23 protein-coding genes and 2 pseudogenes are annotated in these 26,382 nt (G+C 33.5%); 1 reads left to right on the top strand and 24 read right to left on the bottom strand.

Features of this window, described 5'->3' with window-relative positions:
* Window positions 1-73 precede the first annotated feature (73 nt).
* Window positions 74-868, bottom strand: coding sequence for a TIGR00282 family metallophosphoesterase (locus tag E2558_RS03190; RefSeq protein WP_126566689.1), 795 nt, complete (start codon window positions 866-868; stop codon window positions 74-76).
* A 159-nt stretch (window positions 869-1,027) separates the two neighbouring features.
* Between E2558_RS03190 and E2558_RS03185 the strand changes: the two genes are divergently transcribed.
* Entirely contained in the window at window positions 1,028-1,243 is a 216-nt protein-coding gene (locus E2558_RS03185) for a hypothetical protein (protein ID WP_126566686.1), read from the top strand.
* A gap of 178 nt (window positions 1,244-1,421) precedes the next feature.
* Here E2558_RS03185 and rny read toward each other — a convergent pair whose 3' ends face one another.
* The 23 genes and pseudogenes from rny to rimP form a co-directional block, all read right to left on the bottom strand.
* Window positions 1,422-2,981 carry a ribonuclease Y gene (gene rny, locus E2558_RS03180; RefSeq protein ID WP_126566684.1) on the bottom strand — a complete coding sequence of 520 codons (1,560 nt, stop codon included), beginning with the start codon at window positions 2,979-2,981 and terminating at the stop codon, window positions 1,422-1,424.
* Between the two features lie 240 nt (window positions 2,982-3,221).
* The gene (gene recA, locus E2558_RS03175) at window positions 3,222-4,268 is read right to left on the bottom strand and encodes a recombinase RecA (protein ID WP_126566681.1); all 1,047 of its coding nucleotides are present in this window, start codon (window positions 4,266-4,268) and stop codon (window positions 3,222-3,224) included.
* 337 nt (window positions 4,269-4,605) lie between these two features.
* Window positions 4,606-5,748: a CinA family nicotinamide mononucleotide deamidase-related protein gene (locus E2558_RS03170; protein WP_126566679.1), complete on the bottom strand. Its 1,143-nt coding sequence runs from the start codon at window positions 5,746-5,748 to the stop codon at window positions 4,606-4,608.
* A gap of 166 nt (window positions 5,749-5,914) precedes the next feature.
* Window positions 5,915-6,490: a CDP-diacylglycerol--glycerol-3-phosphate 3-phosphatidyltransferase gene (gene pgsA, locus E2558_RS03165; RefSeq protein ID WP_126566677.1), complete on the bottom strand. Its 576-nt coding sequence runs from the start codon at window positions 6,488-6,490 to the stop codon at window positions 5,915-5,917.
* A gap of 34 nt (window positions 6,491-6,524) precedes the next feature.
* On the bottom strand, window positions 6,525-6,917 hold the full coding sequence (locus tag E2558_RS03160; protein WP_126566675.1) for a helix-turn-helix domain-containing protein: 393 nt from the start codon (window positions 6,915-6,917) through the stop codon (window positions 6,525-6,527).
* 21 nt (window positions 6,918-6,938) lie between these two features.
* Complete coding sequence (locus tag E2558_RS03155; RefSeq protein ID WP_126566673.1) at window positions 6,939-7,769, bottom strand: YmfK family protein; 831 nt, start codon at window positions 7,767-7,769, stop codon at window positions 6,939-6,941.
* Window positions 7,770-7,901: 132 nt separating this feature from the next.
* On the bottom strand, window positions 7,902-8,606 hold the full coding sequence (gene ymfI, locus E2558_RS03150) for an elongation factor P 5-aminopentanone reductase (protein ID WP_126566670.1): 705 nt from the start codon (window positions 8,604-8,606) through the stop codon (window positions 7,902-7,904).
* On the bottom strand, window positions 8,606-9,895 hold the full coding sequence (gene yfmH, locus E2558_RS03145) for an EF-P 5-aminopentanol modification-associated protein YfmH (protein ID WP_126566667.1): 1,290 nt from the start codon (window positions 9,893-9,895) through the stop codon (window positions 8,606-8,608). Before yfmH ends, ymfI begins: the two co-directional genes overlap by 1 nt.
* On the bottom strand, window positions 9,885-11,171 hold the full coding sequence (yfmF, locus tag E2558_RS03140; RefSeq protein ID WP_229716358.1) for an EF-P 5-aminopentanol modification-associated protein YfmF: 1,287 nt from the start codon (window positions 11,169-11,171) through the stop codon (window positions 9,885-9,887). The genes yfmH and yfmF overlap by 11 nt, the downstream gene beginning before the upstream one ends.
* Before the next feature lie 26 nt (window positions 11,172-11,197).
* Window positions 11,198-11,914, bottom strand: coding sequence for a GntR family transcriptional regulator (locus E2558_RS03135; RefSeq protein ID WP_126566664.1), 717 nt, complete (start codon window positions 11,912-11,914; stop codon window positions 11,198-11,200).
* 2 nt (window positions 11,915-11,916) lie between these two features.
* Window positions 11,917-13,374: pseudogene (locus E2558_RS12590) on the bottom strand (DNA translocase FtsK); the annotation flags it as partial.
* Window positions 13,375-13,673: 299 nt separating this feature from the next.
* A pseudogene (locus E2558_RS12585) lies at window positions 13,674-14,337 on the bottom strand (cell division protein FtsK); the annotation flags it as partial.
* Window positions 14,338-14,581: 244 nt separating this feature from the next.
* On the bottom strand, window positions 14,582-16,255 hold the full coding sequence (rnjB, locus tag E2558_RS03125; RefSeq protein ID WP_126566661.1) for a ribonuclease J2: 1,674 nt from the start codon (window positions 16,253-16,255) through the stop codon (window positions 14,582-14,584).
* 298 nt (window positions 16,256-16,553) lie between these two features.
* The gene (gene pnp, locus E2558_RS03120; RefSeq protein ID WP_126566659.1) at window positions 16,554-18,650 is read right to left on the bottom strand and encodes a polyribonucleotide nucleotidyltransferase; all 2,097 of its coding nucleotides are present in this window, start codon (window positions 18,648-18,650) and stop codon (window positions 16,554-16,556) included.
* Between the two features lie 134 nt (window positions 18,651-18,784).
* Window positions 18,785-19,054, bottom strand: coding sequence for a 30S ribosomal protein S15 (gene rpsO, locus E2558_RS03115; protein WP_011275926.1), 270 nt, complete (start codon window positions 19,052-19,054; stop codon window positions 18,785-18,787).
* 114 nt (window positions 19,055-19,168) lie between these two features.
* On the bottom strand, window positions 19,169-20,140 hold the full coding sequence (locus tag E2558_RS03110) for a bifunctional riboflavin kinase/FAD synthetase (RefSeq protein WP_126566657.1): 972 nt from the start codon (window positions 20,138-20,140) through the stop codon (window positions 19,169-19,171).
* Between the two features lie 14 nt (window positions 20,141-20,154).
* Window positions 20,155-21,075, bottom strand: coding sequence for a tRNA pseudouridine(55) synthase TruB (truB, locus tag E2558_RS03105; RefSeq protein ID WP_126566655.1), 921 nt, complete (start codon window positions 21,073-21,075; stop codon window positions 20,155-20,157).
* Window positions 21,076-21,173: 98 nt separating this feature from the next.
* Window positions 21,174-21,524, bottom strand: coding sequence for a 30S ribosome-binding factor RbfA (gene rbfA, locus E2558_RS03100; protein WP_126566653.1), 351 nt, complete (start codon window positions 21,522-21,524; stop codon window positions 21,174-21,176).
* Window positions 21,525-21,804: 280 nt separating this feature from the next.
* A complete protein-coding gene (infB, locus tag E2558_RS03095; protein ID WP_126566650.1) occupies window positions 21,805-23,925 on the bottom strand; it encodes a translation initiation factor IF-2 in 2,121 nt (706 codons plus the stop codon).
* A gap of 4 nt (window positions 23,926-23,929) precedes the next feature.
* Window positions 23,930-24,247, bottom strand: coding sequence for a L7Ae/L30e/S12e/Gadd45 family ribosomal protein (locus tag E2558_RS03090; RefSeq protein ID WP_126566648.1), 318 nt, complete (start codon window positions 24,245-24,247; stop codon window positions 23,930-23,932).
* The gene (rnpM, locus tag E2558_RS03085; protein ID WP_126566645.1) at window positions 24,244-24,528 is read right to left on the bottom strand and encodes an RNase P modulator RnpM; all 285 of its coding nucleotides are present in this window, start codon (window positions 24,526-24,528) and stop codon (window positions 24,244-24,246) included. Before rnpM ends, E2558_RS03090 begins: the two co-directional genes overlap by 4 nt.
* 27 nt (window positions 24,529-24,555) lie before the next feature.
* The gene (gene nusA / locus E2558_RS03080; protein ID WP_126566644.1) at window positions 24,556-25,812 is read right to left on the bottom strand and encodes a transcription termination factor NusA; all 1,257 of its coding nucleotides are present in this window, start codon (window positions 25,810-25,812) and stop codon (window positions 24,556-24,558) included.
* A gap of 20 nt (window positions 25,813-25,832) precedes the next feature.
* Window positions 25,833-26,300: a ribosome maturation factor RimP gene (gene rimP, locus E2558_RS03075; protein ID WP_126566641.1), complete on the bottom strand. Its 468-nt coding sequence runs from the start codon at window positions 26,298-26,300 to the stop codon at window positions 25,833-25,835.
* Window positions 26,301-26,382 lie beyond the last annotated feature (82 nt).

Here is a 26,382-nt window from a genome sequence, read left to right as displayed (position 1 = left end):
GGCATTTGATTAAATTCATACTAATGGACTATAATAAATCCATTTTCAATAAAAATATTAAACACAAAATATATTATTTATTAAAAGGGTGATCGTCATTGATTAAAATTCTTTCAATATGCTTCGTTCTACCGTTTTTATCTAAATCAATGATAACACCTGATAGCACACTTCTTCCATCATTTGGAACTACATGTCTTTGAGGTAAACTTGTAATAAAGCGTTCAATTACTTCGTCACGATTAATTCCAAGAATACCATCGTAGAATCCAGTCATTCCTACATCAGTAATGTATCCAGTGCCTTGAGGCAAGATACGATCGTCAGATGTTTGTATATGGGTATGCGTACCAACTACAGCACTTGCTCTACCATCTAAATACCATCCCATTGCATTTTTTTCTGATGTAGTTTCAGCATGGAAATCCACAAAAATATAATCCGTTTCTTTTTTTGCGTCTTCAATTAATTGATCTGCTTTTTTGAAGGGATCATCAATATCTTGCATAAATGAACGACCTTGCAAATTAATAATTGCTAATTTGATATCATTAACTTGAATAAAGCGCATTCCCACACCAGGGGCTTCGCTTGGAAAATTCGCTGGACGAACCATCCTTTTTGCATCATCAATAAAATCGTAAATTTCACGTTGGCCGTACGTGTGATTACCCATTGTCATAAAATCTACGCCATCTCTTAATAATTGTTTGTAAATTTTTTCAGTTAGACCTTTACCATGAGCAGCATTTTCTGCATTTACGATACTTACTGTTGGTTTATACGCTTGCTTAATTTTAGGCAAATATTCACTAATAGCGTTTCTGCCAATTTTACCAACAATATCCCCGATAAATAATATTCTCATTAAATGTTCATCCTCTCATAAAAACAGTTTAATTCAAAAAGGACTAGATTTAAAGAGAGGATTTATACTCAACTTAAATTTATGCCTAACTTTACTTTAGCATGTATATAACATATGATAATATAAACTTATAAAAATAATAGGAGTTGTAATAAATATATGTCAATTAATATTGATCCTGAAAAATTTGCAGAATTAGTAGTTACATCTAATCCATCAAAGTCTGAGGATGCTGAAGATATTGCTAAAGAAAGTTTAGAATTATACGTTAATGCTTATCGTTTAGCAGAAAGATATTCAAATATTGCTACAAACTGCTATGATACTGCTGAAATAATTTCTGAAGTAAGAAAAACTGATTTACAACTTAAATAGTCAATGAATAAGTGAAATTTTAAAAAGCTAGAAGTTAACGTTAAAATACGACGTTTCAACTTCTAGCTTAATTTTTATTTTTCAAATTACTACTTATACTAATTGATGTCATGTTATCGGTCTAATTTAAAAAGTCGAAGAAAAAACAGACCCAATAAATGATTAGGTCTGTTAAAAATTATTTCGCATACTCAACTGCTCTTGTTTCTCTTACAACTGTCACTTTAATGTGACCAGGATATTGTAGTTCTTCTTCGATTTGATTTTTGATGTCTCGAGCTAATCGATATGACTTCAAGTCATCAATTTCATCAGGTGATACAATTACTCTGATTTCTCTACCCGCTTGAATAGCAAATGCTTTTTCCACACCATCATAACTTTCAGATAAAGTTTCTAAACGTTCAAGTCTGCGGATGTAGTTTTCAAGTGTTTCTTTGCGGGCACCTGGTCTTGCTGCAGAAAGTGCATCAGCTGCAGCTACTAATATTGAAATGATTGATGTTGGTTCTACATCACCATGGTGAGAATGGATAGCATTAATTACAGTATCATTCTCAGCATATTTTTTTGCTAATTCTACGCCAATTTCTACGTGACTACCTTCAACTTCATGGTCGATAGCTTTACCCACATCATGAAGTAAACCAGCACGTTTAGCTAAATTAACATCTTCTCCTAATTCCGCTGCTAACATTCCTGATAAATGCGCAACTTCAATAGAATGTTTTAAAACATTTTGGCCATAGCTAGTACGATAGTTTAGACGACCTAATATTTTAACTAAGTCAGGATGCATATTGTGAACATTAATTTCAAAAGTAGCTTGTTCACCAGCGTCTCTAATAATATCGTCAACTTCTTTTCTAGCCTTATCAACCATTTCTTCAATACGTCCTGGATGGATACGTCCATCAGACACCAAGTTGACTAATGCAGTCCTAGCGATTTCACGTCTTATTGGATCAAATCCAGATAAAATAACCGCTTCGGGTGTATCATCGATGATTAAATCGATACCTGTTAATGTTTCTAAAGTTCGAATATTTCTACCTTCTCTACCAATGATACGGCCTTTCATTTCATCATTTGGTAAATTAACTACTGATACGGTTGATTCTGTAGTATGGTCAGCAGCTAATCTTTGAACGGTAGTAGCTAATAGTTCTTTCGCTGTTTTATCAACTTTTTCTTTTGCTTCTTTTTCTTTCTCTTTAACAAGTACTGCAATATCTTGTGACAGTTCTTCTTCTACTCTATGAAGTTGCTCATTAACAGCTTCTTCTTGAGTTAGTCCGGAGATGCGTTCTAATTCTTGTTCATGCTTCATTATTAATGTTTGAACACTACTCTCTTTTGCATCTACTTGTTGTTGTCTTTCTTCAAGTTTAGATTCTTTTTGTTCTAAAATCTCATCCTTTTTATCTAAAAGATCAGATTTTCGATCTAAGTTTTCCTCTTTTTGAAGAAGTCGGGCTTCTTGTCTTTGAAGCTCACCACGTCTTTCACGTAGTTCAGTTTCAGTTTGTTCTCTTAAAAATTGATTTTCTTCTTTTGCCTCTAATAATTTTTCTTTTTTGATATTTTCGGCTTCTTTTTGACCATGCCTAATAATATCTTCAGCAGTTTGTCTAGCTTGTAATTGCTTTTGATGCAATATATTTCGGGCTACAATATACCCTACAACAACCCCTAGAATAATCCCCAGCAAAATGAGTAGGAGGTCTAATAAATTCACATAAACACCTCCTTTTTCTAGGTATTTGCTTTGTATATCAAAATCTATATGATTTTATAAGTTGTATAATAATTATACATATTAATTGTACGTTTATAAAGTTGGTAGTGTCAAGATATGAAATTGCACATAAGATTCAGTTTACATATATATTATCAAACAATTTTTTGAATAAAACAAAGCAGGTGAAAGCTTCCTTTCACCTACCTCAGGATGTAATTTATTTTAAAATGCTAGATATTATTCTTCATCAAATAATGACTGTGGTGAGTCTTCTTCTTTTTCTTCTACATCACCGTCAAAAATACCAAGTTTTTCACGTAACTTACGATCAATTTCGTCTTTAATTTGAGGGTTTTCTTTAAGGTAAGTTTTAACATTTTCTTTACCTTGGCCCATTCTTTCACCATTATATGAGTACCAAGCACCTGATTTATCAACGATTTCATTTTCAACACCAAGGTCGATTAATTCGCCTTCTTTAGAAATACCTTGACCATACATAATGTCTACTTCAGCTACTCTGAATGGAGGTGCTACTTTATTTTTAACAACTTTAATTTTAGTTCTGTTACCAACAATGTCTTGTCCTTGTTTTAGTTGTTCGGCACGACGTACTTCTAAACGAACAGAACTATAGAATTTTAATGCTCTACCGCCAGGTGTAGTTTCTGGGTTACCAAACATTACGCCGACTTTTTCACGAATTTGGTTAATAAATATTGCTGTAGTATTAGATTTAGAAATAGCACCTGAAAGTTTACGTAACGCTTGTGACATTAAACGCGCTTGTAAACCTACATGAGTATCGCCCATTTCCCCTTCGATTTCTGCTTTAGGTGTTAAAGCAGCTACCGAGTCAACAACAACGATATCTACTGCGCCACTTCTTACAAATGCCTCAGCAATTTCTAAACCTTGTTCACCATGGTCTGGTTGAGATAAATATAAGTTATCAATATCTACTCCTAGAGCTTCTGCGTAAACTGGATCAAGCGCATGCTCAGCATCGATAAATGCAGCTACGCCACCATTTTTTTGTACTTCTGCAATAGCATGTAAAGCTACTGTTGTTTTACCTGAACTTTCAGGTCCATAAATTTCAATAATTCTTCCTTTAGGATATCCACCGACACCTAATGCATTATCTAAAGTAACTGAACCACTGGAAACACTTGAAACACGACGACCTTTATTGTCGCCTAATTTCATAACGGCACCTTTACCAAATGATTTTTCCATATTTTTAATAACTGTATCTAAAGCTTTTTGACGTTCATTATCCAAAGCGAAACCTCCTAAATGAGATAGTTATCTAATTAGACTGTAGACAAACCTTTTCACTCTTCATCACCTTATGCATGACTAAGTCGTTTACATATAGTAAACTCCCAGCATTATGCATTTTGGTTCCTAGATTGACGATGGTCTTCATTCAGTCTTTATACTTAAAAATTTCTTTGTCGACAACCTTGGTTATCTATTTAATATCTTATCTAATACTATACTCTCAATCAGAATGAATTACAAGCATTTTGCGAATATTTGTTCGCATTTTTCAAATTTAAAAGTTCTAAAATCGAACAAATGTGCCTAAAAATTAGATTTTTGAAGAAATATCAAATTACTTAAGCCAATTTAGTAATCTTATTAATGCATAATTTTGACTTCTGTTTTGAAGTAGATTTCTTTTCTGTGACATTTTAAATGCGTCTACTTTAAATTCATCATCTTGAAACATTCCTAAGACAACATGTTCATTGTCATGTAATAAAGCTATACCCACTTCTGTTTTATATAAATCTTTAACGTATTGTGCCGCTCTTTTTGCTTTTTCTTCAATATCATTATTTTCCTCAAGGAATACCTCATTATCAGGTAGTAATCCTTTTAGAATATGCTCCTCATCATAATTTTTAAGACGTGTATATATTGCACCATTTGTTACGCCATCATAAATACTAAATGTTTCTTTCATAGTATTTATAACTGACTGTTCAATGACGACATCATCTGAGCCATAGTAGTATTCACCTATACGATTTAATATTTCTTCTTTAACAGGCGCTATTAGACGTTGACATTCCTCTTTTGTATCAGCATTTGCAGTCAATCTTATATAAACTTCATGTGTACCAGCTAACGGTGCAATAGTAGGATTAGATTGCTCATCGATTAAATCCATAAGTTCTGTTTCAACTTTTGATTCACCTATGCCTGCAAATCTTAATTGTTCTGAAAAGATGACTTTATCATCGTCCATTAAATAAGGAAGTAATTCATTTTTAGCCATTGGTTGCATTTCACGTGGCGGCCCTGGTAATAACACTACTTTCTTATCATCTTTTTCAACTAGCATACCTGGAGCCATGCCATAATGATTTTTTAAAACTTTTGAGCCTTCAATGACTAACGCTTGTTGCTTATTATTAGGTGTCATTTCTTGTCCTTGTTCTTTAAAATATTGTTCAATATATTCTAATGCTTCATTATCTGTAACAAGTTCTCTCCCAAGCACTTTAGCTACAGTATGCTTAGTCAAATCATCTTTCGTTGGTCCTAAACCACCAGTTAATACTAAAGTATCAAATCGTCTTAAACCTTCTTTAATAATATATTCAAGTCTTTGTGGATTATCTCCAATAACCGTATGTTCTACGACACTTTTTCCAATACTATTAAATAACTTAGATAAATATTGGCCATTAGTATTAGCTATCTGTCCTAATAATAATTCCGAACCTACTGCAATGATTGAAATATTCATTTATGACTCCCCCTTGTAATACTTACAATACTCGTTCATATACAACATATATATTATAAACGTCTTAATCTATTTATTCTAAAATTAGGCTTATAAAAAATAAAAAACCAAGAATATCCGTAAGAAAACTATCTTACAATTATTCTTGGTTAATATTTTCACTAATTTAATGTTTAAAAACATCTCTACCTTTATAGAAGTACTCAATACCAGATAAAATCGTAAAGAATACACCAATATAAAGTAAGACTTGTCCAATAGGGAATCCAATCCAATGTACAAATAAATCCCCTAATAAAATCCAAATAATAGCGACCATTGTGACTGCAGTTTTAATCTTACCTAATTGACCTGCCGCACTAACAAAACCTTGTTCAATTTGTAATAAACGTAAACCTGTCACTGCAAATTCTCTGGCTATGATAATAATCGCTACTACTGAATTAGTTAAGTCCATTTGTACCATAACGATAAGCGCACTTGAAACTAATAACTTATCTGCTAAAGGATCTAAAAATTTCCCCATGTTTGTAACTAATTGCCATTTTCTTGCTAAATAGCCATCTAAGAAATCACTTAATGATGCTATGATAAACACAATAGCAGCAATAAGTTGTTCAATACGGATTTCATATCCGCCTAAAATTGATACACTGCCAAATCCAAAGTTAACTAGAGCAAATAAAATAAAAACAGGAATAAGTATTACTCTAAAAACTGTAATTTGATTTGGTATATTCATGTTAAAGCCTCATTTCTAAATTTATATCTTTTGATTATAATATTAATACTGCCAAAACCCAAAGAACAAAAGTAATAATAACAATGCCACCCATAATAACTGCAAGTTGCAACGGTTCTTTATTCTTAGTACGATATGTTGGCGCCTCATCACTATGATAACGATAAAGGAGATCATCTAATTGATTCTGGCTACTAGGAATTTCACTTTTATGTGCTGAGATAAGTTGATTTGCATCTATATTCACTACACTAGCATAACGTCTGATAAAGCCTTCAGCATAGTCTATTTTAGCTAATTGATTAAAACGATTATCTTCAATCATTTTTAACGTTTCACGCTTAATTTGCGTACGTTCTTCTAGTTCAGCTAGTGTCATTCCTAATCTTTCTCTTCTACCTTTTAAAGTTTCTCCAATTGTGCTCACTTTCAAAAGCCTCCACACTTACTATTCAAAAAATCCAAAGCCTCCGCCAAATGTATCTTCACCAAAATCTAATGTGTTTTTACTTTTAACAGTTTGTTGTTTCATGTGTTCATATTGTATTTCTTGATTTTCATTTTCACGTAATTCAATAATGTAATCAAAATCATCCATATTATAATCACATGATTCTGCAAACAAATCCGGATGTTCCACTACTTTAATCGATGGCAATGCCATCACTTCTCTAACTAACTCTTGATGTTTAGGATTTGTTTCTCTAGCTGTAACTGCACCATCAATAATATAAACATGATTTGCTTCATACTCACCTTTAATTAGAGAGCTACGAACAGTTTGTTTAATTAACGTGGAACTGATAAATAACCAACGTTTATGTGCACACACACTTCCAGCTACAATTGATTCCGTTTTCCCAACTCGAGGCATTCCTCTGATACCGATCAGCTTATGACCTTCCTCTTTGAAAAGTTCAGCTAAAAAGTCTACAAGTAGTCCTAAATCTTCACGTTCGAAACGAAATGTCTTTTTATCATCTGCATCCTGTTCGATATATCTACCGTGACGTACTGCTAGTCGATCACGTAATTCAGGTAAGCGCAATTTAGTAATTTCGATTTCATTAAGTTCTTTAATGATGTGCTCAAAGCGTTTTACTTTTTCAAGATTATCCGTTTTAATTAATAAACCACGGCGTCCTCGGTCTACACCATTAATTGTGACAATGCTAATACCTAACATACCAAGTAAACTTGAAACATCCCCTAATAGGCCAGCACGATTCACAGTAATTTCATATTCAAGATACCATTCTTTTTTTTCGGCAATCGTCATTTACATCCGCCCCTTGTTTAAATATCCATTTAGCATCAGTATACATTCATAAAATGATAATCATATTATATCATTTATTTAGATAATGCTAATTAATAATTTAACTCTTCACACTTTAAACTTCATATGTATCTATAAGTACCAAGCACCATTCACTTTCTGAACGGTACCTGTAATGCTTTGAGAAAATGGATGCCATAAATAAGCACACGTATGCGCTACCTCTTCAGGTTTCACCATTCGTTGTTGAGGAAGCTCTGCTAAAATGACTTCTTTTTCAACGTCGCTAAATGTTTGAGACATATTACCTGAAACAAACCCTGGCGTCACAGCATTTACCGTTACGTTCGTCATTGCCAGCTCTTGACTCAACGCTTTAACAAACCCAATTTGAGCACTTTTCATTGCTGAATAAACGGTTTCCATACTTGCACCAGTTTCTCCCCATATAGAAGAAATCACAATAATTCTTCCATTGGAACTTTGTCGCAACGTGTCTACAAAGTAGCGACAACATCTTATAAATTGTTTTACATGAATATGATAACTTTGCTCAATATCATCATCAGTCATATCTTGAATCATGCCATACAAGGCTGTGCCTGCACTATAAACTAAACAATCTAAATGTTGAATATGACCAAAGGTTTGTTCTAAATCAATATCTTTCGTTAAGTCAGCTTGAATAAATTCAACCGCTTCGTTGTGATATTTTTCTTTTAAAATGGCTACATCAGTATGATGGTATTGCACGATAACTTCAAAGTTATCCTTCAATAGTCGTTCTACAATAGCCGTGCCTATACTACCTGATCCGCCCATAACTAAAGCTTTCATTACTGTTTAATCTCCAAGCGACTATCTACCAAATTATCTAAGTTTAAATATTGATTGGCCGTTTCATTAATACTTTCAAGCGTTATATTTTCAACGATATCTAACATATCAAATACACTTACACCTTCGAAGTATAATTTTGCGTATTGATTGGCAATGTATTCAGGAGAATTTAAACTTGAGATAAACTCACCAATAAATTGTTTTTTCAATAACTCGAAGGCTTCAGTATCAGTTAACGCTCCTTTACGTTGTCGTAACTCAGTTAAAAGTATTTCTTTTAACTTATCGGGATGTTGAGTTGCACTAGTAATGATTGAAAAACTATATGTAGATTCTAAAACAAATTGATAGCCAAAGGTGTCATCAATTAAATCATTATTTAATAACACTTGATAAAATTCTGTTTCTTCACCAAATACTAATTCAAAGAATAGGGTCATTTCTAAATCGCGTTGGACATATTTTTCAGGTGTTTCATTTAAAGGTTGATTTTTAAATCCTAACATTAATCGTGGCGATTGCAATTTCATTTCTTCAGTGACATAAGGTTTTATCACGTTGACTGGTTCATCAATGTGGCCTCTTTGAATACTTGGTTGATTCGTTTTATTGCGTTTATTCTCGTGCGTTTCAACTACTTCACGAATATGCTCTGGATCAACATCTCCCACTACGAATAACACCATATTTGAAGGATGATAGAACGTTTCATAACATAAATATAAATCATCTTTTGTAATGTCATAAATACTCTCCACACTACCTGCAATATCTACTCTAATTGGATGGTTTTGATACATAGCGCGTAATGTATTAAACATAATTTTATAGCCCGGTTGTTCTTGGTACATCTTGATTTCTTCAGCTATAATTCCTTTTTCTTTATCTACTGTTTCTTTTGAAAAGTAAGGCGTTTCTACCATTTCAAGTAAACGTTGTATATTGCTATCAACATTATCTGTTGCGCTAAATAAATAACTTGTACGGTCAAAACTAGTAAAAGCATTTACTTGAGCATTGTCTTCTGCAAATGTAGTAAATAAATCCTCATCTTCATCTTTTTCAAATAATTTATGCTCTAAAAAGTGCGCTACGCCATCAGGAACAGTTACAAATTCATCACTATCATGTGGTTTAAATGTGCTATCTAATGAGCCAAACTGAGTCGTATATGTAACAAATGTTTTCTGAAATCCTTTTTTTGGAATCACAAATAAACGTAAACCATTCTCTAGTTCATGTTCGAACACATGCTCATCTATGAGTTCATAGTATTTATTTTTCATCAGTTTGACCTCCTTTTCCTTTAGTAAGCACATAAATAGTATCAAGTAAGCCTTTATTAGCCATTGCTATAACATCTTCCCTTGTCACACTCATGATGGCTTGCATATATTCTTCATCAGTTTGTGCTTCTTCAAGAAGTAATTGGTTTTGCATAACCTCAATAATACTTTTAGGTCTATCTGCAATTTCTTGACGTTGTGAAACAATAATTTTTTTAGCGAGTGCTAGTTTATTATCCTCAAATTCACCATTCTTAAATTTCTCAAATTCTTTTAAAATCGTTTCTTTAGCGACTTCATATTTATCAACCGATACACCACTTAAAACAAATAAATAGCCATTTTTACCATCTAGTTGTGAATGGATTGAATACGCTAAACTTTGCTTTTCACGTACTTCGCTAAATAATACAGATGAAGGGTCTCCACCAAACATTGTATTTAAAACAACAAGGGCATAATAATCTTTAGATCCGTAACGCGTAGGAAAACGATAACCAAGGTTAAGCTTTGCTTGATCTACTTCATCCTCTTCAACAATGAATTGCGGCTCAGTTTGATTGTACTTCAACTCAGGCATAACTGATTGTTGAAGTATAAATGGTCTGATATCAAATTTTTCCTTAATTAATCGACTAACTTCCGCTTCGTCAACATTTCCTACTACATATACAGAACAGTCATCATTATTAATCATAGATTGATATGTATCGTATAAACTTTCAGATGAAACTTGAGCTATATTTTCTATTTGTCCCGTTGCTAAGTAACGATATGGTTCATCTTTAAACATATATTTAAGTAGGTTTAAAAATGAATATTGTGCTTTATTATCTATTATTGACTCAATTTTTTTAGATAATAATGATTTTTCTTGCGTCACAAATGTAGGGTCAAATGCTTTATCTTTAATGAGAGGGTTAGCAATAACTTCTTGTAGTAAATTAAGTCCCTTTTCAAGTAATGGTGTATTATCTTTAAGATAACGTTCATTAACAATTTCTAGTGAGATAGTAATCACATGTTTATCTTTAAATTTAGATACAAAGCTGTTGATATAAGCCCCATATAATTCTGATAACTCTCTATTCAATGCTTTATCAGTTGGCCATTTCTGAGTACCGCGTACTAGAACTTTACTTAATAATGACCTTGCAGTGATTGTATTATAATCAAGCGGCGCCATAAATTTAAAAGTAATCATTGTTGTTTTAAATTTTTCGGTAGGCAATATGTTGATATGTTGATATTTATCCTTATTTACTTGCGAATTCAATGTAACATCTCACTCCTTATTAAGTTTTAAAGCTTAGTGCGCGTCAATTTAAATTTAACTAAGCTACTTTTAACATAATTTAATGAATATAAGATAGGTTTACCCATTTCATCATAATGTACAACCTTTAATAACATTAAACCTTCATGGGGAGAAGCATTTAATATTTCAGAAATATGTGGTTCATAACTAATAGCTTCAACTTCAGTTTCAGCAGATGCCACTTTATGACCTGTATTTGTTTCTATTGCTTTAAGCATTGAGCCATCACTAACTTGATAATCTGCACAAGTTAGATTATTTTTAGCAATTTTATCTAAGCAATATATAACCGGTTGATGATTAGCAGTGCGTAAACGTTCAATAATCGTAATAGGTTGCTTATCTTCAATTCCTAACATTTGAGCATCCCATATTGATGCAGGTTGTTGTTCTAAACTTAAATATTCAGTACCTGAATGGTATCCTGCTTTTTCAATCATGTCATTAATGCTAAATAATTTATTTAATGGATAAAAGAAAGGATGTAACGCTTTAACACTTGGTCCCTCTTCAAAGTTATCTGTTAGGACTTGCTCTGTAATGAGTTCCCCAATTGCGACATAGACATCATCTGTTTTGACATTCACTTCTCTAGCAATTTCTAAATTGCTAGGAAGTGGGTCACCAGGTTTTAAAGATTGATTTTTTATCTGTCTAAATATATACTCTTTAACTTTAAAAACTGAGTTTAATTCTGTCATTTTTACACCTCTTCATTATCTAAATCTATTAAGACTTGTCTAGGTTTACTGCCCTTTTGAGGACCGATAACTTGATTGCGTTCTAAATCATCCATTAATCTTGAAGCTCTATTATAGCCAATTCTAAATTGTCTTTGTAATAAAGAAGTACTTGCTTTTTGTTGTTCAATCACAAATAAATAAGCTTCATCATATAATGAATCTTCACTTTTCATTTCTGACTTATCTACAGGTGCATCGGGTTCCATTTCTTTCACGTAGTTAGCTTTTTGTTGCTCTACTACATAATTCACTACATCTTGCACTTCTTGATCACTTAAAAATGCCCCTTGCACACGTGTTTGAGAAGATTCTCCATTACCAACATACAACATATCACCTTTACCGAGTAGCTTTTCAGCTCCTCCTGAACCAATAATCGTTCTTGAGTCAGTTTGAGAACTTACTGCAAACGCAATTCGTGATGGGATATTATTCTTGATAATACCTGTAATAACATCTACAGATGGTCTTTGTGTAGCCACAATTAAATGAATTCCGGCTGCACGCGCCATTTGCGTAATACGTTGAATCGCATTTTCCACTTCTTTACCTGCTACCATCATTAGGTCAGCTAACTCGTCGACAATCACTACGATATAAGGTAATTCAGCTTGTTTCTCATCCAGCTCTTCATTTTGACGGCGTAAGAATTGATTATACCCTTCGATATTTCGTGTTGAAGAATGTTGGAATAAATCGTAACGTCGTTCCATCTCAGCTACAATTTTCTCTAATGCTTGAGATGCTTTATGAGGATTTGTAACTACCGGAATTAATAGGTGTGGTACGCCATTATATACATTTAATTCTACCATTTTAGGATCGATTAACATAAGTTTGACTTCATGTGGCTTAGCATTTAATAAAATACTAGTAATAATGCCGTTAATACATACTGATTTACCGCTTCCTGTAGAACCTGCAACTAATAAATGAGGCATTTCATTTAACTGGATAGTCATTGGTTCTCCAGAGATATCTCGCCCTAATCCAACTTCTAATTTATTTTGCGCTGGGAACTTGGATTCTAACACTTCTTTTAAAGTAACCAATGAAATTTTATCATTTGGAACTTCGATTCCTACTGCTGAACGTCCAGGGATGGGTGCTTCAATACGGACGTCTTTTGCAGCTAGTGCAAGGGCAATATCATTATGTAAGTTTACGATTTTACTTACCTTAACCCCTTGGGCTGGTTGAATTTCATATTGAGTTACTGCAGGGCCAATTTTAATTTGAGTAACTTTCGCATTGACTCCAAAGTTTTTCATTGTAGATTCAAGAATTTGACCTTTTCTTTGAACCTCAGCTCTTGATGTCGCTTTCTGTTTGGCTGGCTGTTTTAATAATGATAACGGTGGAATATGATATGCTACATTCGCTACTTCACCGGCTTCTGAAATAGAGCTACCCGCTTGTTTACCATCTTCTGAAGAATTATCGTGCTGTGGTGTTGATGGCTTAGATTGAGTTGCTTTTGGAGCTCGTTCAAAAGGTATTTCGTCTTCAAAGTCGAAGTGACGTTTCTTTCTTTTCTTAGCTACTGGTCTCTCTTCTGAACTATCGTTATCACCATAAATTGGAATATCTTCAGATGGTGTTTCTACCTCTGGGAAATCACTAACATCTGTAACTTCTTTTTCACGTTGTAATCGCTCTTCTTCTTGCTCTTTTTGCAATTGTCGCTCTCGTGCGCGTTCTTCTTTTTGACGTGTACGCTCTTGTTTTTTAATCTTATTTTGTTCTCTTTTTTCTTTAAAATTAGACGAAGCACTTGAGCTCGATGATTTCATCTTTTCTAGAGATAATTTAGCAACATCTCTATGACGTAATTTCATAAGTAAAATAATACTTGAAACTAGTAGTAATAAAGTAATAATAATGACACCAGCAATAGAAATTAATGGCACAAATATTTTCAATAAATAAAAACCAATTAAACCTCCCCCAAAATTCGGGAAATGTGTATGGTTATATGATTTATATACATAAGAAAGTACCGGTTCTCGCTCCGCTACTGCACCTTTAGTCATATGATATATAATTTGTGCGACGATTAATAAAACGAACTGTAATAGAATTAAGCCTATCGTTCGGCGTGATTTAGGAAATCGTTTTTGCATAGCAACATAAATTGTAATTAAACTGACTAAAATATATGTAAGATAGCGACTCATACCAAATAAATAATTAAAGAAGCTATCAATCATTCGTCCAACAATGCCGAGTTGAAACATGCCTAATACTGATAAAATGACAACTACAATTGCTACGACGTATCTTAAAGAAGAACTTTCCGTTTTTTGTTGCTTTTTAGTATTACGTGCTCGTGTAGAAGTTCCTTTTTTTCTAGTAGTTGTTTTTTTCTTAGTTTGTGGCAAATTTGTACACCTTCTTTTATTTCATGCGTTAATTTTTATATGTATTGCTTAAAACAAGTTATGACTATGTATTGGTTTCACTTTTCATAAAAATTAGGAAAGAGGTTGAGACAATATCATACATCTTCAGACTAAATTGTCTTTCAACAACGTGAATAATGAATGACGCAAGTTATGATACCCCGCGTTCTATTATTTCACTGCTGTGATGTGTTGTCCCGACCTCTTTATTGTTATATATATCTTATATCTCAGAAATGACTGGTATAATCATTGGACGACGTTTCGTGCTTTCGAATAAAAGCTTACTAATTTGATCACGCATATTTTGTTTAATGTCAGACCATTCGATACGTTTTTCTTGAAGTCCTGCTTCAACGATTTCACGTACTTTCTCTTCAGCTTCTTTCATTAAATCTTCACTTTCACGTACGTATACAAAACCTCTAGATTGAATTTCTGGCCCTGCAGCAATACGTCTATTTTTAGGATCTAAGGTAACTACTGCGATAAAGATACCATCTTCTGCTAATAAATGACGATCTCTTAATACAATATTACCTACATCACCAACACCAATACCATCGATTAAGATATTACCTGATTGTACTTTTTCATTTAATACCATATCTTTGCCATCATAATGAATGACATCCCCTTTTTCTACAAGGAAAATCTTTTCAGGTGCAACGCCTGCTTCATTAGCTAATTTGGCATGAGCGATTTGCATTTTAAATTCACCTTGTACAGGAATGAAGTATTCAGGCTTCATGATATTAATCATCATTTTTAATTCTTCCATGCAACCATGACTAGATGCATGGATTTTTTTATTGTTAGGAATAATGTGTGCACCTGCACGAACAAGTTCATTCAATGTATCTGCAATGATGACTTCCATATTAGCTGAAGCGGTAATTGCTAAATAAACTGAATCGCCTTCTTCAATATTCATAATTTTATGCTTATGTTGAGCCATTTGACTTAAAGCTTCAATTGGTTCGCCTTCCATACCTGTAGCAATAATTACGACTTCATTTTTAGGATAATTCTCAACTTCATTAATAGGGATTAATAAATCTTTTGGAATATCAAAGTATCCCATTTTACGTGCAATGTTAAATGAACTTTCTAATGAACGTCCTAAGAATGAAACTTTTCGGTTTAATTTACTAGCCGTGTTAAGCACTTGTTGGATACGAATAAAATTAGACGCATAACAAGACACAATTAAACGTCCTCGCACTTTAGCAAAGGCATCATAAATATGTGACTCAATTACATTTTCTGGCGTATTATAACCAGGTTTCTCTGCTTCAGTAGAGTCACTGATTAATGCAAATACACCTTCTTCACCAATTTCAGCCATGCGCTTAATATCTGGCGCATAATGACCTTGTAAACTTTGATCAAATTTAAATTCACCAGTATAAACGATTGAACCGTAAGATGTATGGATACAAATGCCTAAGCTATCTGGAATACTATGTGTTGTATTAAAGAAAGTGATATTTACATTTTTAAAACGCATTACTGAATCATGATTAACTGTGTAATAGCGCACTTTTTTCTTCACATTTCTTGCTTTCATATTCTCTTTAACAAGCGCTAAAGTTAATTTCGAACCATAAACCGGCGCATCAATTTGTTCTAAAATATAGCTAACAGCACCAATTGCATGTTCATGACCATGACTTAAAAAGATTCCTTTTAATTTTTCTTTGTTCTCGATGACATATTGAATGTCAGGAATAACAATGTCTACACCTAACATTTCATCTTCTGGGAACATTAATCCCGCATCTAACATGAACATTTCATCGTCTACTTCAACGATATACATATTTTTAGCGATTTCGCCAACGCCACCAAGTGGGATGATGCGAATATCGTCATTTTTTTTCTTTACTAAACTCAAAATGTTACCTCCTATATAAAAAAATCCCCGTCCATATAAACTCATCATTTATTATAATTTAATTTATGTAGGATGTACACTATTAAAGTACTTCATTACTTCTTGTAATATAGGCAAAAACTATTAATGCTTATTTTTACTTAAATTATTCATTTTTGTAACAGCAAGTACCACAGATATCTAAATGAGTTAAAAAAATAAGGTTAAAGCGTAAACAAACGCCTTAACCTTAACAATCTTGGTATAGTCACCCTTAATGAGCGAGATGAAGAAATGAGTTTAATTTCTGTCTCAATTCCTATTCATTTAATGCTTTATGAGATGCATTCACACGACCTTGCTTATCAATTTCAGTAATTTTAACTTCAATTGTATCGCCAATTTTTAATACATCTTCGACTTTATTAATACGCTCTTTAGAAATTTGAGAAATGTGTAATAATGCATCTTTACCAGGGAAGATTTCTACAAATGCTCCATATTTCTCAATACGTTTAACTTTAGCATTGTAGACTTGACCTACTTCTGCTTCACGTGTGATATCTTCAATAATTTCACGAGCACGTGTAATCATTGCTTGATCAACTGCGCCAATAAAGACTGTACCATCTTGTTCAATATCTAATTTAACGCCTGTTTCATCAATGATTTCATTGATTTTCTTACCACCAGGTCCAATAACATCTCTAATTTTATCTGGATTGATATGAATAACTTCTACTTTAGGCGCATATGCACTTAATTCTTTACGTGGTTGATCAATAGTTTGTAACATATGATCCATAATTGCTAAGCGGCCTTGACGTGCTTGTTCAAGTGCTTCTTCAATCACTTCTCTTGTTAAACCGTCAATCTTAATATCCATTTGAATAGCAGTAATACCTTCTTTAGTACCTGCTACTTTAAAGTCCATATCACCTAACGCATCTTCCATACCTTGAATATCAGTTAAAATAGTATAACTATCTTCACGTGTTACAAGACCCATCGCAATACCTGCTACTGGAGCTTTAATTGGTACACCTGCATCCATCAATGCAAGCGTTGAACCACAGATTGAAGCTTGTGAAGATGAACCGTTAGACTCTAATACTTCACTTACAATACGGATTGTATATGGGAAGTCAGCTGTATCTGGAATGATATATTTTAAGGCTCTTTCGCCTAACGCACCATGTCCAATTTCACGACGTCCTGGCGCTCTTACAGGGCCAGTTTCACCTACTGAGAAGTTAGGGAAATTATAATGATGCATGAATCGTTTCTCAACTTCAGGTCCTAAACCATCAATTAATTGATAATCTCCTAAAGCACCTAATGTTAATACAGATAACGCTTGTGTTTGACCACGTGTAAATAATCCTGAACCATGTGCACGTGGTAATAAACCAACCTCAGAGTCTAATGGACGAATTTCGTCTGGTTTACGACCATCTGGTCTAATTTTTTCATCTGCAATTAAGCGACGTACTTCTTCTTTAACTAAATCGTTAAGAATAGCATAGACTTCATCAATTAATAATTCATTTTCAGGATCCGCTTCGTCAACAAACTCAGTTGCAATTTCAGCTTTTAAAGCATCTAAATTCTCATCACGTTGTTGTTTATCGAATGTTAAGACAGTTTCTTTCAAGCCTTTTTCTTCTGTTAAAGCTTTTACATTGTTTACAAGTTCTTCATCACGTTCAACAGGTACGAATTCTTTCTTAACTGGTTGAATATGCTCAACAACTTCTTCTTGGAATGCAACTAAACGTTTAATTTCTTCATGACCAAAGAAGATCGCTTCTAACATTTCTTTTTCAGTAATTTCACTTGCGCCCGCTTCAACCATGTTGACCGCATCTTTATGCCCAGCTACTTCTAAATCTAAGCGTGAAACTTCTTTTTGTTCAAGTGTAGGATTGATTACGTATTCTCCATCAATGTAACCGACATTTACGCCAGCAATTGGTCCTTGGAATGGAATATCAGATACACTTAATGCCATTGATGAACCGATCATTGCTGCCATTTCAGGTGAACAATCAGGATCAGCACTTAGTACTGTATTCATAATTTGTACATCATGACGGTAGCCTTTTGGGAAAAGTGGTCGAATAGGTCTATCAATTAACCGCGCTGTTAATGTAGCTTCGTCTCCAGGACGTCCCTCACGTTTTTTGAAACCGCCAGGAATTTTACCTGCAGCATACATTTTTTCTTCATAGTTCACTGTTAATGGGAAAAAGTCACCATCACGAGGTTCTTTTGAGGCTACAGCCGTTGATAATACTACTGTATCACCATAGCGCACTAATACTGCACCATTAGCTTGTTTAGCTAATTGACCTGTCTCAATCGTTAACGATCTTCCAGCCCACTCAGTTTTAAAAACTTTTTTATCTTGAGACATTATGAATCTCCTCTCTGAAATCTAATATCTACATCATATCATTAATTTTTATAATTTTATATTAGTGATTGTTTAAAAAGATAAAAAAAGGAAAGTACCAAACCAAGTGGTGCTTTCCTTTAAATATATTAATATTAACGACGAATACCTAATGATTTAATTAATTCACGGTAACGTTGAATATCTTTACCACGTAAGTAGTTTAATAAGTGACGACGACGACCTACCATTTTTAATAATCCACGACGTGAATGGTGGTCTTTTTTGTGTTCACGTAAGTGTTCGTTTAATGCAGCGATTTCTGCAGTTAAAACAGCGATTTGTACTTCTGGTGAACCAGTGTCAGTTTCGTGTACGCGATATTCTTTGATAATTTCATTTTTACGTTCTTGAGTAATTGCCATAATTAAATTCCTCCTAAATTTTGTATACACCTTAATCTGAGCTAAGCGTCGGAGTTTCAACTTGCCAAGAGAAAGGAATAAATTTAATAAGTCTTATATTTATAAAACTCAACTTTAGATATTATACGATACTTCATCTCCGAAATCAACAGCTAATAGATATTTAGCACGTTCTTTATCATTGTTCATTTGTTCAACTAACGGATCAATACCATCAAATTTAACTTCTGGTCTTAAATAATGATGCCAATAAACTATCACGCGTTCACCATAAATATTATCACTAAAGTCGAAGATGTTTACTTCAATAACAACTTCTGCTTTTGAAGGATCATGAAATGTAGGTTTTACCCCAACATTCGCTACTCCACGATACAATTTATTTTCAGCACCAATAGCCATACTTACTGCATATACACCTTTTTTCGGTAAAACGTAATCATCACTAGGTTGAACGTTGGCAGTAGGGAAACCAATCGTACGTCCACGTTTCTCACCTTGCACTACCGTACCTTTAATACGATATAAATAACCTAATTGTTCATTTGCTTTTTTCAAGTCACCATTTTTTAAAGCTTCTCTTATAGCAGTGGTTGAAATCTTTTCAGATTCCATTTCTTGTTTACCAACAATAGTGGTATTAAATTCTTCCATTTCGTTTAAAACTGACATATTACCTTTTCCAAATTTACCATACGTAAAATCGAAACCGGCAACAACTTCTTTAACATGGTTATTAATGATGTATTCTTGTGCAAATTCTTCAGCAGTCACATTTGCAAATCGAGAAGAGAAATTAATGACAATACAATAATCGATGTCATGTTGTTCAATCATTTCAAGTTTATCTGAAAGCGGTGTTAAATAATCCGTACGTTTACGTTCAGGATTTAACACTACAGAAGGATGTGGGTCAAAAGTTGTCACTGCTTTTTTCAAATGTTTCTCTTGAGCACGTTCATCTAACGCTTCAAATACTTTATTATGTCCACGATGCACACCATCAAAAAAACCAAAAGCCATGGCAACATCTTCTTGGATTAATTGGTCTTTTTGGATTGGATGGGTTACTTCTATCACTTTCATAACGTCTAACTCCTTTAATTGAATACTTTTTTAGGTTTTATTTCATGTGGTTTGTCAGGATGTTGAACATAAATAGCCATTACTTTGTCAGTGTCTGCATCTTTAAATACAAGTTGATCACTTTTTATTGATTTTTTAAATGTTTTCTTATTAAATTTCTGACCATTTAAAATTCTTTTTTTCATATTTTCATCTGAAATAAGTATCTCAGGCAAACTTTTCAAACCATATTCTATAGGAAATAAATGAGATTGTAATGTGTCTTGCTCATGGAAATCTGAAATTTGTTCAAGTGTTAAACTTTCTTTAATATCAAAGCCACCTGAAGTTGTGCGCGTTAATAAAGACATGTGAGCTGGATAACCTAATTCTTTTCCTATATCAGTGGCAAGCGTACGAATATATGTCCCTTTTCCACAATGAACAATGATATCAAAATGACATTGATTATCTTTAAACACTAAATCTGACGTGCGTTCGATTTGTTTAATATTCACTTTTCTTTCTGGTCGTTCTACCGTTTCACCGTTTCTCGCATATTCGTACAATTTTTTGCCATTCACTTTTACTGAAGAATACATAGGTGGAACTTGAGTTATGATACCTTGAAAATCTTCTAATATTAAATCTACTTGACGTTCATTAAGTTCATTTGGCGCAATATTCACCTTATTAATAACTTCTCCAGTTTGATCTTCAGTAGTTGTACTTTCACCAATTGAAACAGTCGCTTTATAAGATTTACCCATATCCATAATATAGTCACTCACTCTAGTAGCAGGCCCAATACAAATAGGTAACACCCCTGCAACTTCTGGATCTAATGTGCCAGTATGACCGATTTTTTTCGTTTTTAAAATTTTTCTTAATTTAAATACAACATCGTGACTTGTAAGTCCACGTTCTTTATATACGGGTAAAATGCCGTTGTACATTATTTCACGCCCTTATCCTAAAACGATTTATGTATAAGTTTTATTTCAGTAATAATTGAGAGGCTGAGACATGATACTATGCCTCAGCCAATCCTTCATTATTTATCTTGTTTGTGTAAATCTTGAATCATTTTTTCAATTTTATTTCCGTATTCGATTGACTCATCGTATTCAAAGAATAATTCTGGAATAATACGTAATCTCATTCTTGAACCCAATTCAGATTTAATAAATCCTTTAGCTTTATCTAAAGCTTTAAAAGTATCTTTCACTTCTTTGTCACTACCAAGTACTGTTAAAAATACTTTAGCTTGTGATAAGTCATTTGTTAAGTCAACATCAGTAATTGTGATGAAACCTACTCTAGGATCTTTCACTTTATTATTAACGATATCCATAATTTCTTTTTTCATTTGTTCGCCAACACGTTCTGCTCTCATGTTACTCATTTGTGTCACCTCTTTAATTGATGTTTAATTCTACTTATCTTTTAAATTTCCTTTTTTCAGTTCGTTTAAACTTTAGAAATGATTATATTACTTTTATTTCTTAAAAAAGGGAGTGGGACTGAAATCAATTAGAAATCATTGTCCCACCCCCGCAAGAAAGACTAACGTTGAGAAAGGCTTGTTATAAGCGACTTCTCAATTCAATCAACTACTGCGAATTTGCTATGTGGCTTCATATAGTTATTTTTACCTTAAAATCTAACTAACTTAAAGGGTTAAATTATCTTTCAACTTCTACCATTTCAAAGGCTTCGATAATATCGCCTTCTTTAATATCGTTGAATTTCTCAATTGTAATACCACATTCGTAGCCTTGTGCTACTTCTTTAGCATCATCTTTGAAACGTTTTAATGTGTCTAATTCACCTTCAAATAAAACGATACCGTCTCTGATAATACGTACACCTGCGTTACGTGTGATTTTACCTTCAGTTACGTAACTACCTGCGATTGTACCCACTTTAGATACTTTAAATGTTTGACGTACTTCAGCTTGACCAATAACTTGCTCTTCAAATTCAGGGTCTAATAAACCTTTCATTGCTGATTCGATTTCTTCGATAACATTGTAAATAACACGGTGAAGACGCATATCTACATTTTCAGCTTCAGCAGCTCGTTTAGCACCTGCATCTGGACGAACGTTAAATCCGATAATGATACCATTAGATGCATTAGCTAATGTTACATCTGATTCATTGATAGCACCTACGGCAGTGTGGATGATACGTACGTTTACACCTTCAACATCAATCTTCATTAATGAAGCGGCTAAGGCTTCTACTGAACCTTGAACGTCACCTTTAATAATAACGTTAAGATCTTTCATTTCACCTTGTTTCATTTGTTCAAATAAATTATCTAGCGAAACATTTTTACTTTCTTGACGTTGTTGAATTACGCTTGCTTCATGACGTGCTTCACCGATACGACGTGCTTGTTTCTCATCTTTGAAAATAACGAAACGGTCACCAGCTAAAGGTACGTCATTAATACCAGTGATTTCAACAGGAGTTGATGGGCCTGCAGTTTTAATTCTTTGACCAAGGTCATTTACCATAGCACGAATACGTCCATACGTGTTACCTACTACGATTGAATCACCAACATTTAATGTACCATTTTGTACAAGTAATGATGCTGCTGGACCACGTGATTTATCTAATTCTGCTTCAATTACAGTACCAACAGCTTGTTTATCTGGGTTAGCTTTTAATTCTTGAACTTCAGCTACTAAACCAATCATTTCTAATAAGTCATCGATACCATCGCCACTTAATGCTGATAACTGAACAAAGATTGTGTCACCGCCCCAATCTTCAGGAATCAAACCATATTCAGTTAATTCTTGCATAACGCGATCTGGGTTAGCAGTTGGTTTATCGATTTTATTTACCGCAACGATTGTAGGTACATTTGCTTCTTTGGCATGGTTAATCGCTTCAATTGTTTGTGGCATTACACCATCATCTGCTGCTACTACTAAGATTGTGATATCTGTAACTTGAGCACCACGTGCACGCATTGTAGTGAAAGCTGCGTGTCCAGGAGTATCTAAGAAAGTAATTTTCTTACCAGCATTTTCAATTTGATATGCACCGATATGTTGTGTAATACCACCTGCTTCGCCAGCAGTTACTTTTGTATGACGAATTGAATCAAGTAACGTTGTTTTACCATGGTCAACGTGACCCATAATAGTCACTACAGCCGGTCTTTCAATTGCATCTGGATCGTCTTCTTCGTTATCAAAGTAAGTTGAAAGATCTTCTTCATTAACTACTACTTCTTTTTCAATTTCTACACCATAGTCATCAGCAATTAATTCTAACGTTTCTTCATCTAAAGATTGGTTAATATTCGCTACAATACCTAATAAGAATAATTTTTTAATGATGCCTGATGATTCAATATTTAATTTATCCGCTAATTCACCAACAGTAATGCCTTCTTCATAAGTGATTTTTGATGGCATTTCTTTTGGTTCAGCTGCTGGTTTATTTTTGTTTCCTTTATTATTGTTCTTATTATTTTTGTTGCTTTTATTGTTTTTGTTGTTTTTATTTTTATTATTGTTTTTAGGATTAGCGTTACCTTTGTTATTTTGTTTCTTATTATTGTTATTACTTTGTTGTTTTTGGTGATTATTTTGAGTAGTTTGTTTATCATTATTACCACTTTGTTGTGGTTTAAATTTCTTATCAAGCACTTTAATTTGATCGTCTTCTAGCGCTTGCATGTGATTAGATACTTCTACGTCCATTTTTTTTAACTCATCGATAATCTCTTTACTTTTCACGTTTAACTCTTTCGCATATTCATAAATTCTTTTTTTACTCATATAATCACTCCTTACAATATTCATCAATCATAGCCTTTAGCTTTTTAGCAAATCCTGAGTCAGTGACTCCAACATTTACACGTTTTGCTTTGCCTAAAGATTGGCCTAATTCTGCTCTCGTACCGAAAATTCTAAATGGAACATGATATGTTTCACATTTATTTTGTATATTTTTTATAGAGTTTTCAGAAGCATCAGATGCTAAAATAACCAATTTAACATTTTGTTTTTTTATTTCTGTTAATAATACAGATTCTCCTGCTTTAACTTTTCTAGCTCTCATAGCTAACCCTAAAAAATTAAATATTTTTTCTTTGGTCATTTAGGAATCTCTTCTCTATAAATTAATCTGATAATTTCTTTGTAGACTGGGTCTAATTTTTCAGGATTTTCATTAAAATATCTCTCAAGTACGCCTTTTTGTTGAGCTTCTTCTACACTTTTAACATCTTTTGAAACATATGCGCCTCTACCTTGTTGTTTCCCTGTACCATCAGCAAATATCTCGCCTTCTTTATTAATAACAACGCGAATCATTTCTTTTTTAGGACGCATTTCATTAGTAATAATACATTTGCGCATTGGAATTTTTTTCTTCTTCATTATTAATTACTCACCCCAATTTTGTGCTTAAACGTCTTTATTTTCATTCTCTTCTTCAGTTTGCTCTACGTCTTCAGAAGTTTCTTCACTTTCTTCATCAGAAGGTTCATCGATTTCGGCTGCTAACTCAGCAGTTGTTAAATTAGATTCTTCTAAATTCACATCATCGATTTCTACATCTTCATCGCCTGTCATAACGATTTCATCAGCTTGTTCTTCTGATTCGATAACAGGATAAATGCCCGCTTCACGTGCATCAGTTTCTGATTTAATATCAATCTTCCAACCAGTTAATTTGGCTGCTAAACGTGCGTTTTGACCTCTTTTACCGATAGCAAGAGATAATTGATAATCAGGTACAACTACGACTGTAGATTGGTTATCTTCATTAACAATTACTTCAAGTACTTGTGATGGGCTTAATGCATTGCGCACGAAAACTTTAGGATCTTCGTTCCATTGAACGATATCAATTTTTTCTCCGCCAAGTTCTTCAACTACAGCTTCAACACGCGCACCTTTAGCACCTACACATGCGCCTACTGCATCAATGTCAGGATTTTCAGAGTGAACACTGATTTTAGAACGGTCTCCCGCTTCACGTGCTACTGATTTAACGATAACAGTTCCATCGTAGATTTCAGGTACCTCTTGCTCAAATAAACGTTTAAGTAAACCTGGATGACTTCTAGACACATAAATTTGAGGGCCTTTAGTAGTTTGTTCAACTTTGTTTACGTACACTTTGATGCGTTCATTTGGAATGTAACTTTCATTAGGACTTCTTTCAGCTTCAGATAATACAGCTTCAATACGACCTAAATTAACATAAACATAGCGATGATCAACACGGTCAATCACACCTGTTAAAATGTCTTCTTCTTTGTCGATAAATTCTTTATAAAGAATTTCTCTTTCAGCATCTCTTAAACGTTGCATTACCGCTTGTTTAGCTGCTTGTGCACCTACACGACCAAAGTCTTTAGGTGTCACATCTTCTTCATAAATATCGCCAATTTCATAAGCAGGGTTTTTAACTAATGCTGTACTTAAATCAACTTCATCACGGTCATCAAGTACTTCTTCTACGACTTCTTTACGTGCGATAACTTTGAAAGTACCTTCATCCATATTTAATTCAACGCGCACGTTTCTAGCGCTATCATAGTTTTTCTTATATGCTGTAATTAATGCTGCTTCAATGGCATCAATTAAAACTTCTCTTGGGATTTTCTTTTCTTTCTCTAAATATTCAGTTGCTAATAATAACTCATTACTTGCCACAATTATTCCTCCTCATCACGTTAAATCATTACTGCGTGACGTGCTTTTGCAATTTTATTTCTTGGGATTTCGATATTTTTAGTTCTAGCTTTTTCTTTAACTTCCATCGTAATTGCATCATCAGTGACACCTTTTAAGATGCCTAACCATTCTTTATCTCCTTCAACAGGAGCGTATAGTGACACAAATACTGGTTTGTCGATTGCATTTTGATAATCTTTTTCTTTTTTTATTGGTCGCTCAGCACCTGGTGAGGCAACATCTAAATAGTACATTTCAGATATTGGATCTTTCTCATCCATTACTTCGCTTATCTTTTCAGAAGCAAGCGTACAATCATTTAAATCGACGCCACCTTCTTTATCGATAGAAATTCTTAAGAAATAATCTTTTCCTTCTTTAGCATACTCGATATCTACTAGTTCAAAATTTAATTCGTCTAAAACAGGAGAAATGATAGTTTCTACTTCTTTAGTTATTTTACTCATACAGGCCTCCTTTTTTGGCAAATAGAAAAGAGCGGGTATATGCCCACTCTTTCTGCCTGAGTCTAATTTTTACACAGTGCAA

This window comes from Staphylococcus pragensis (assembly GCF_004785665.1).
Taxonomy (GTDB): Bacteria; Bacillota; Bacilli; order Staphylococcales; family Staphylococcaceae; genus Staphylococcus; species Staphylococcus pragensis.
Note: the sequence above shows the minus strand (reverse complement) of the source record. Positions and strands in the feature narration are given on the sequence as shown.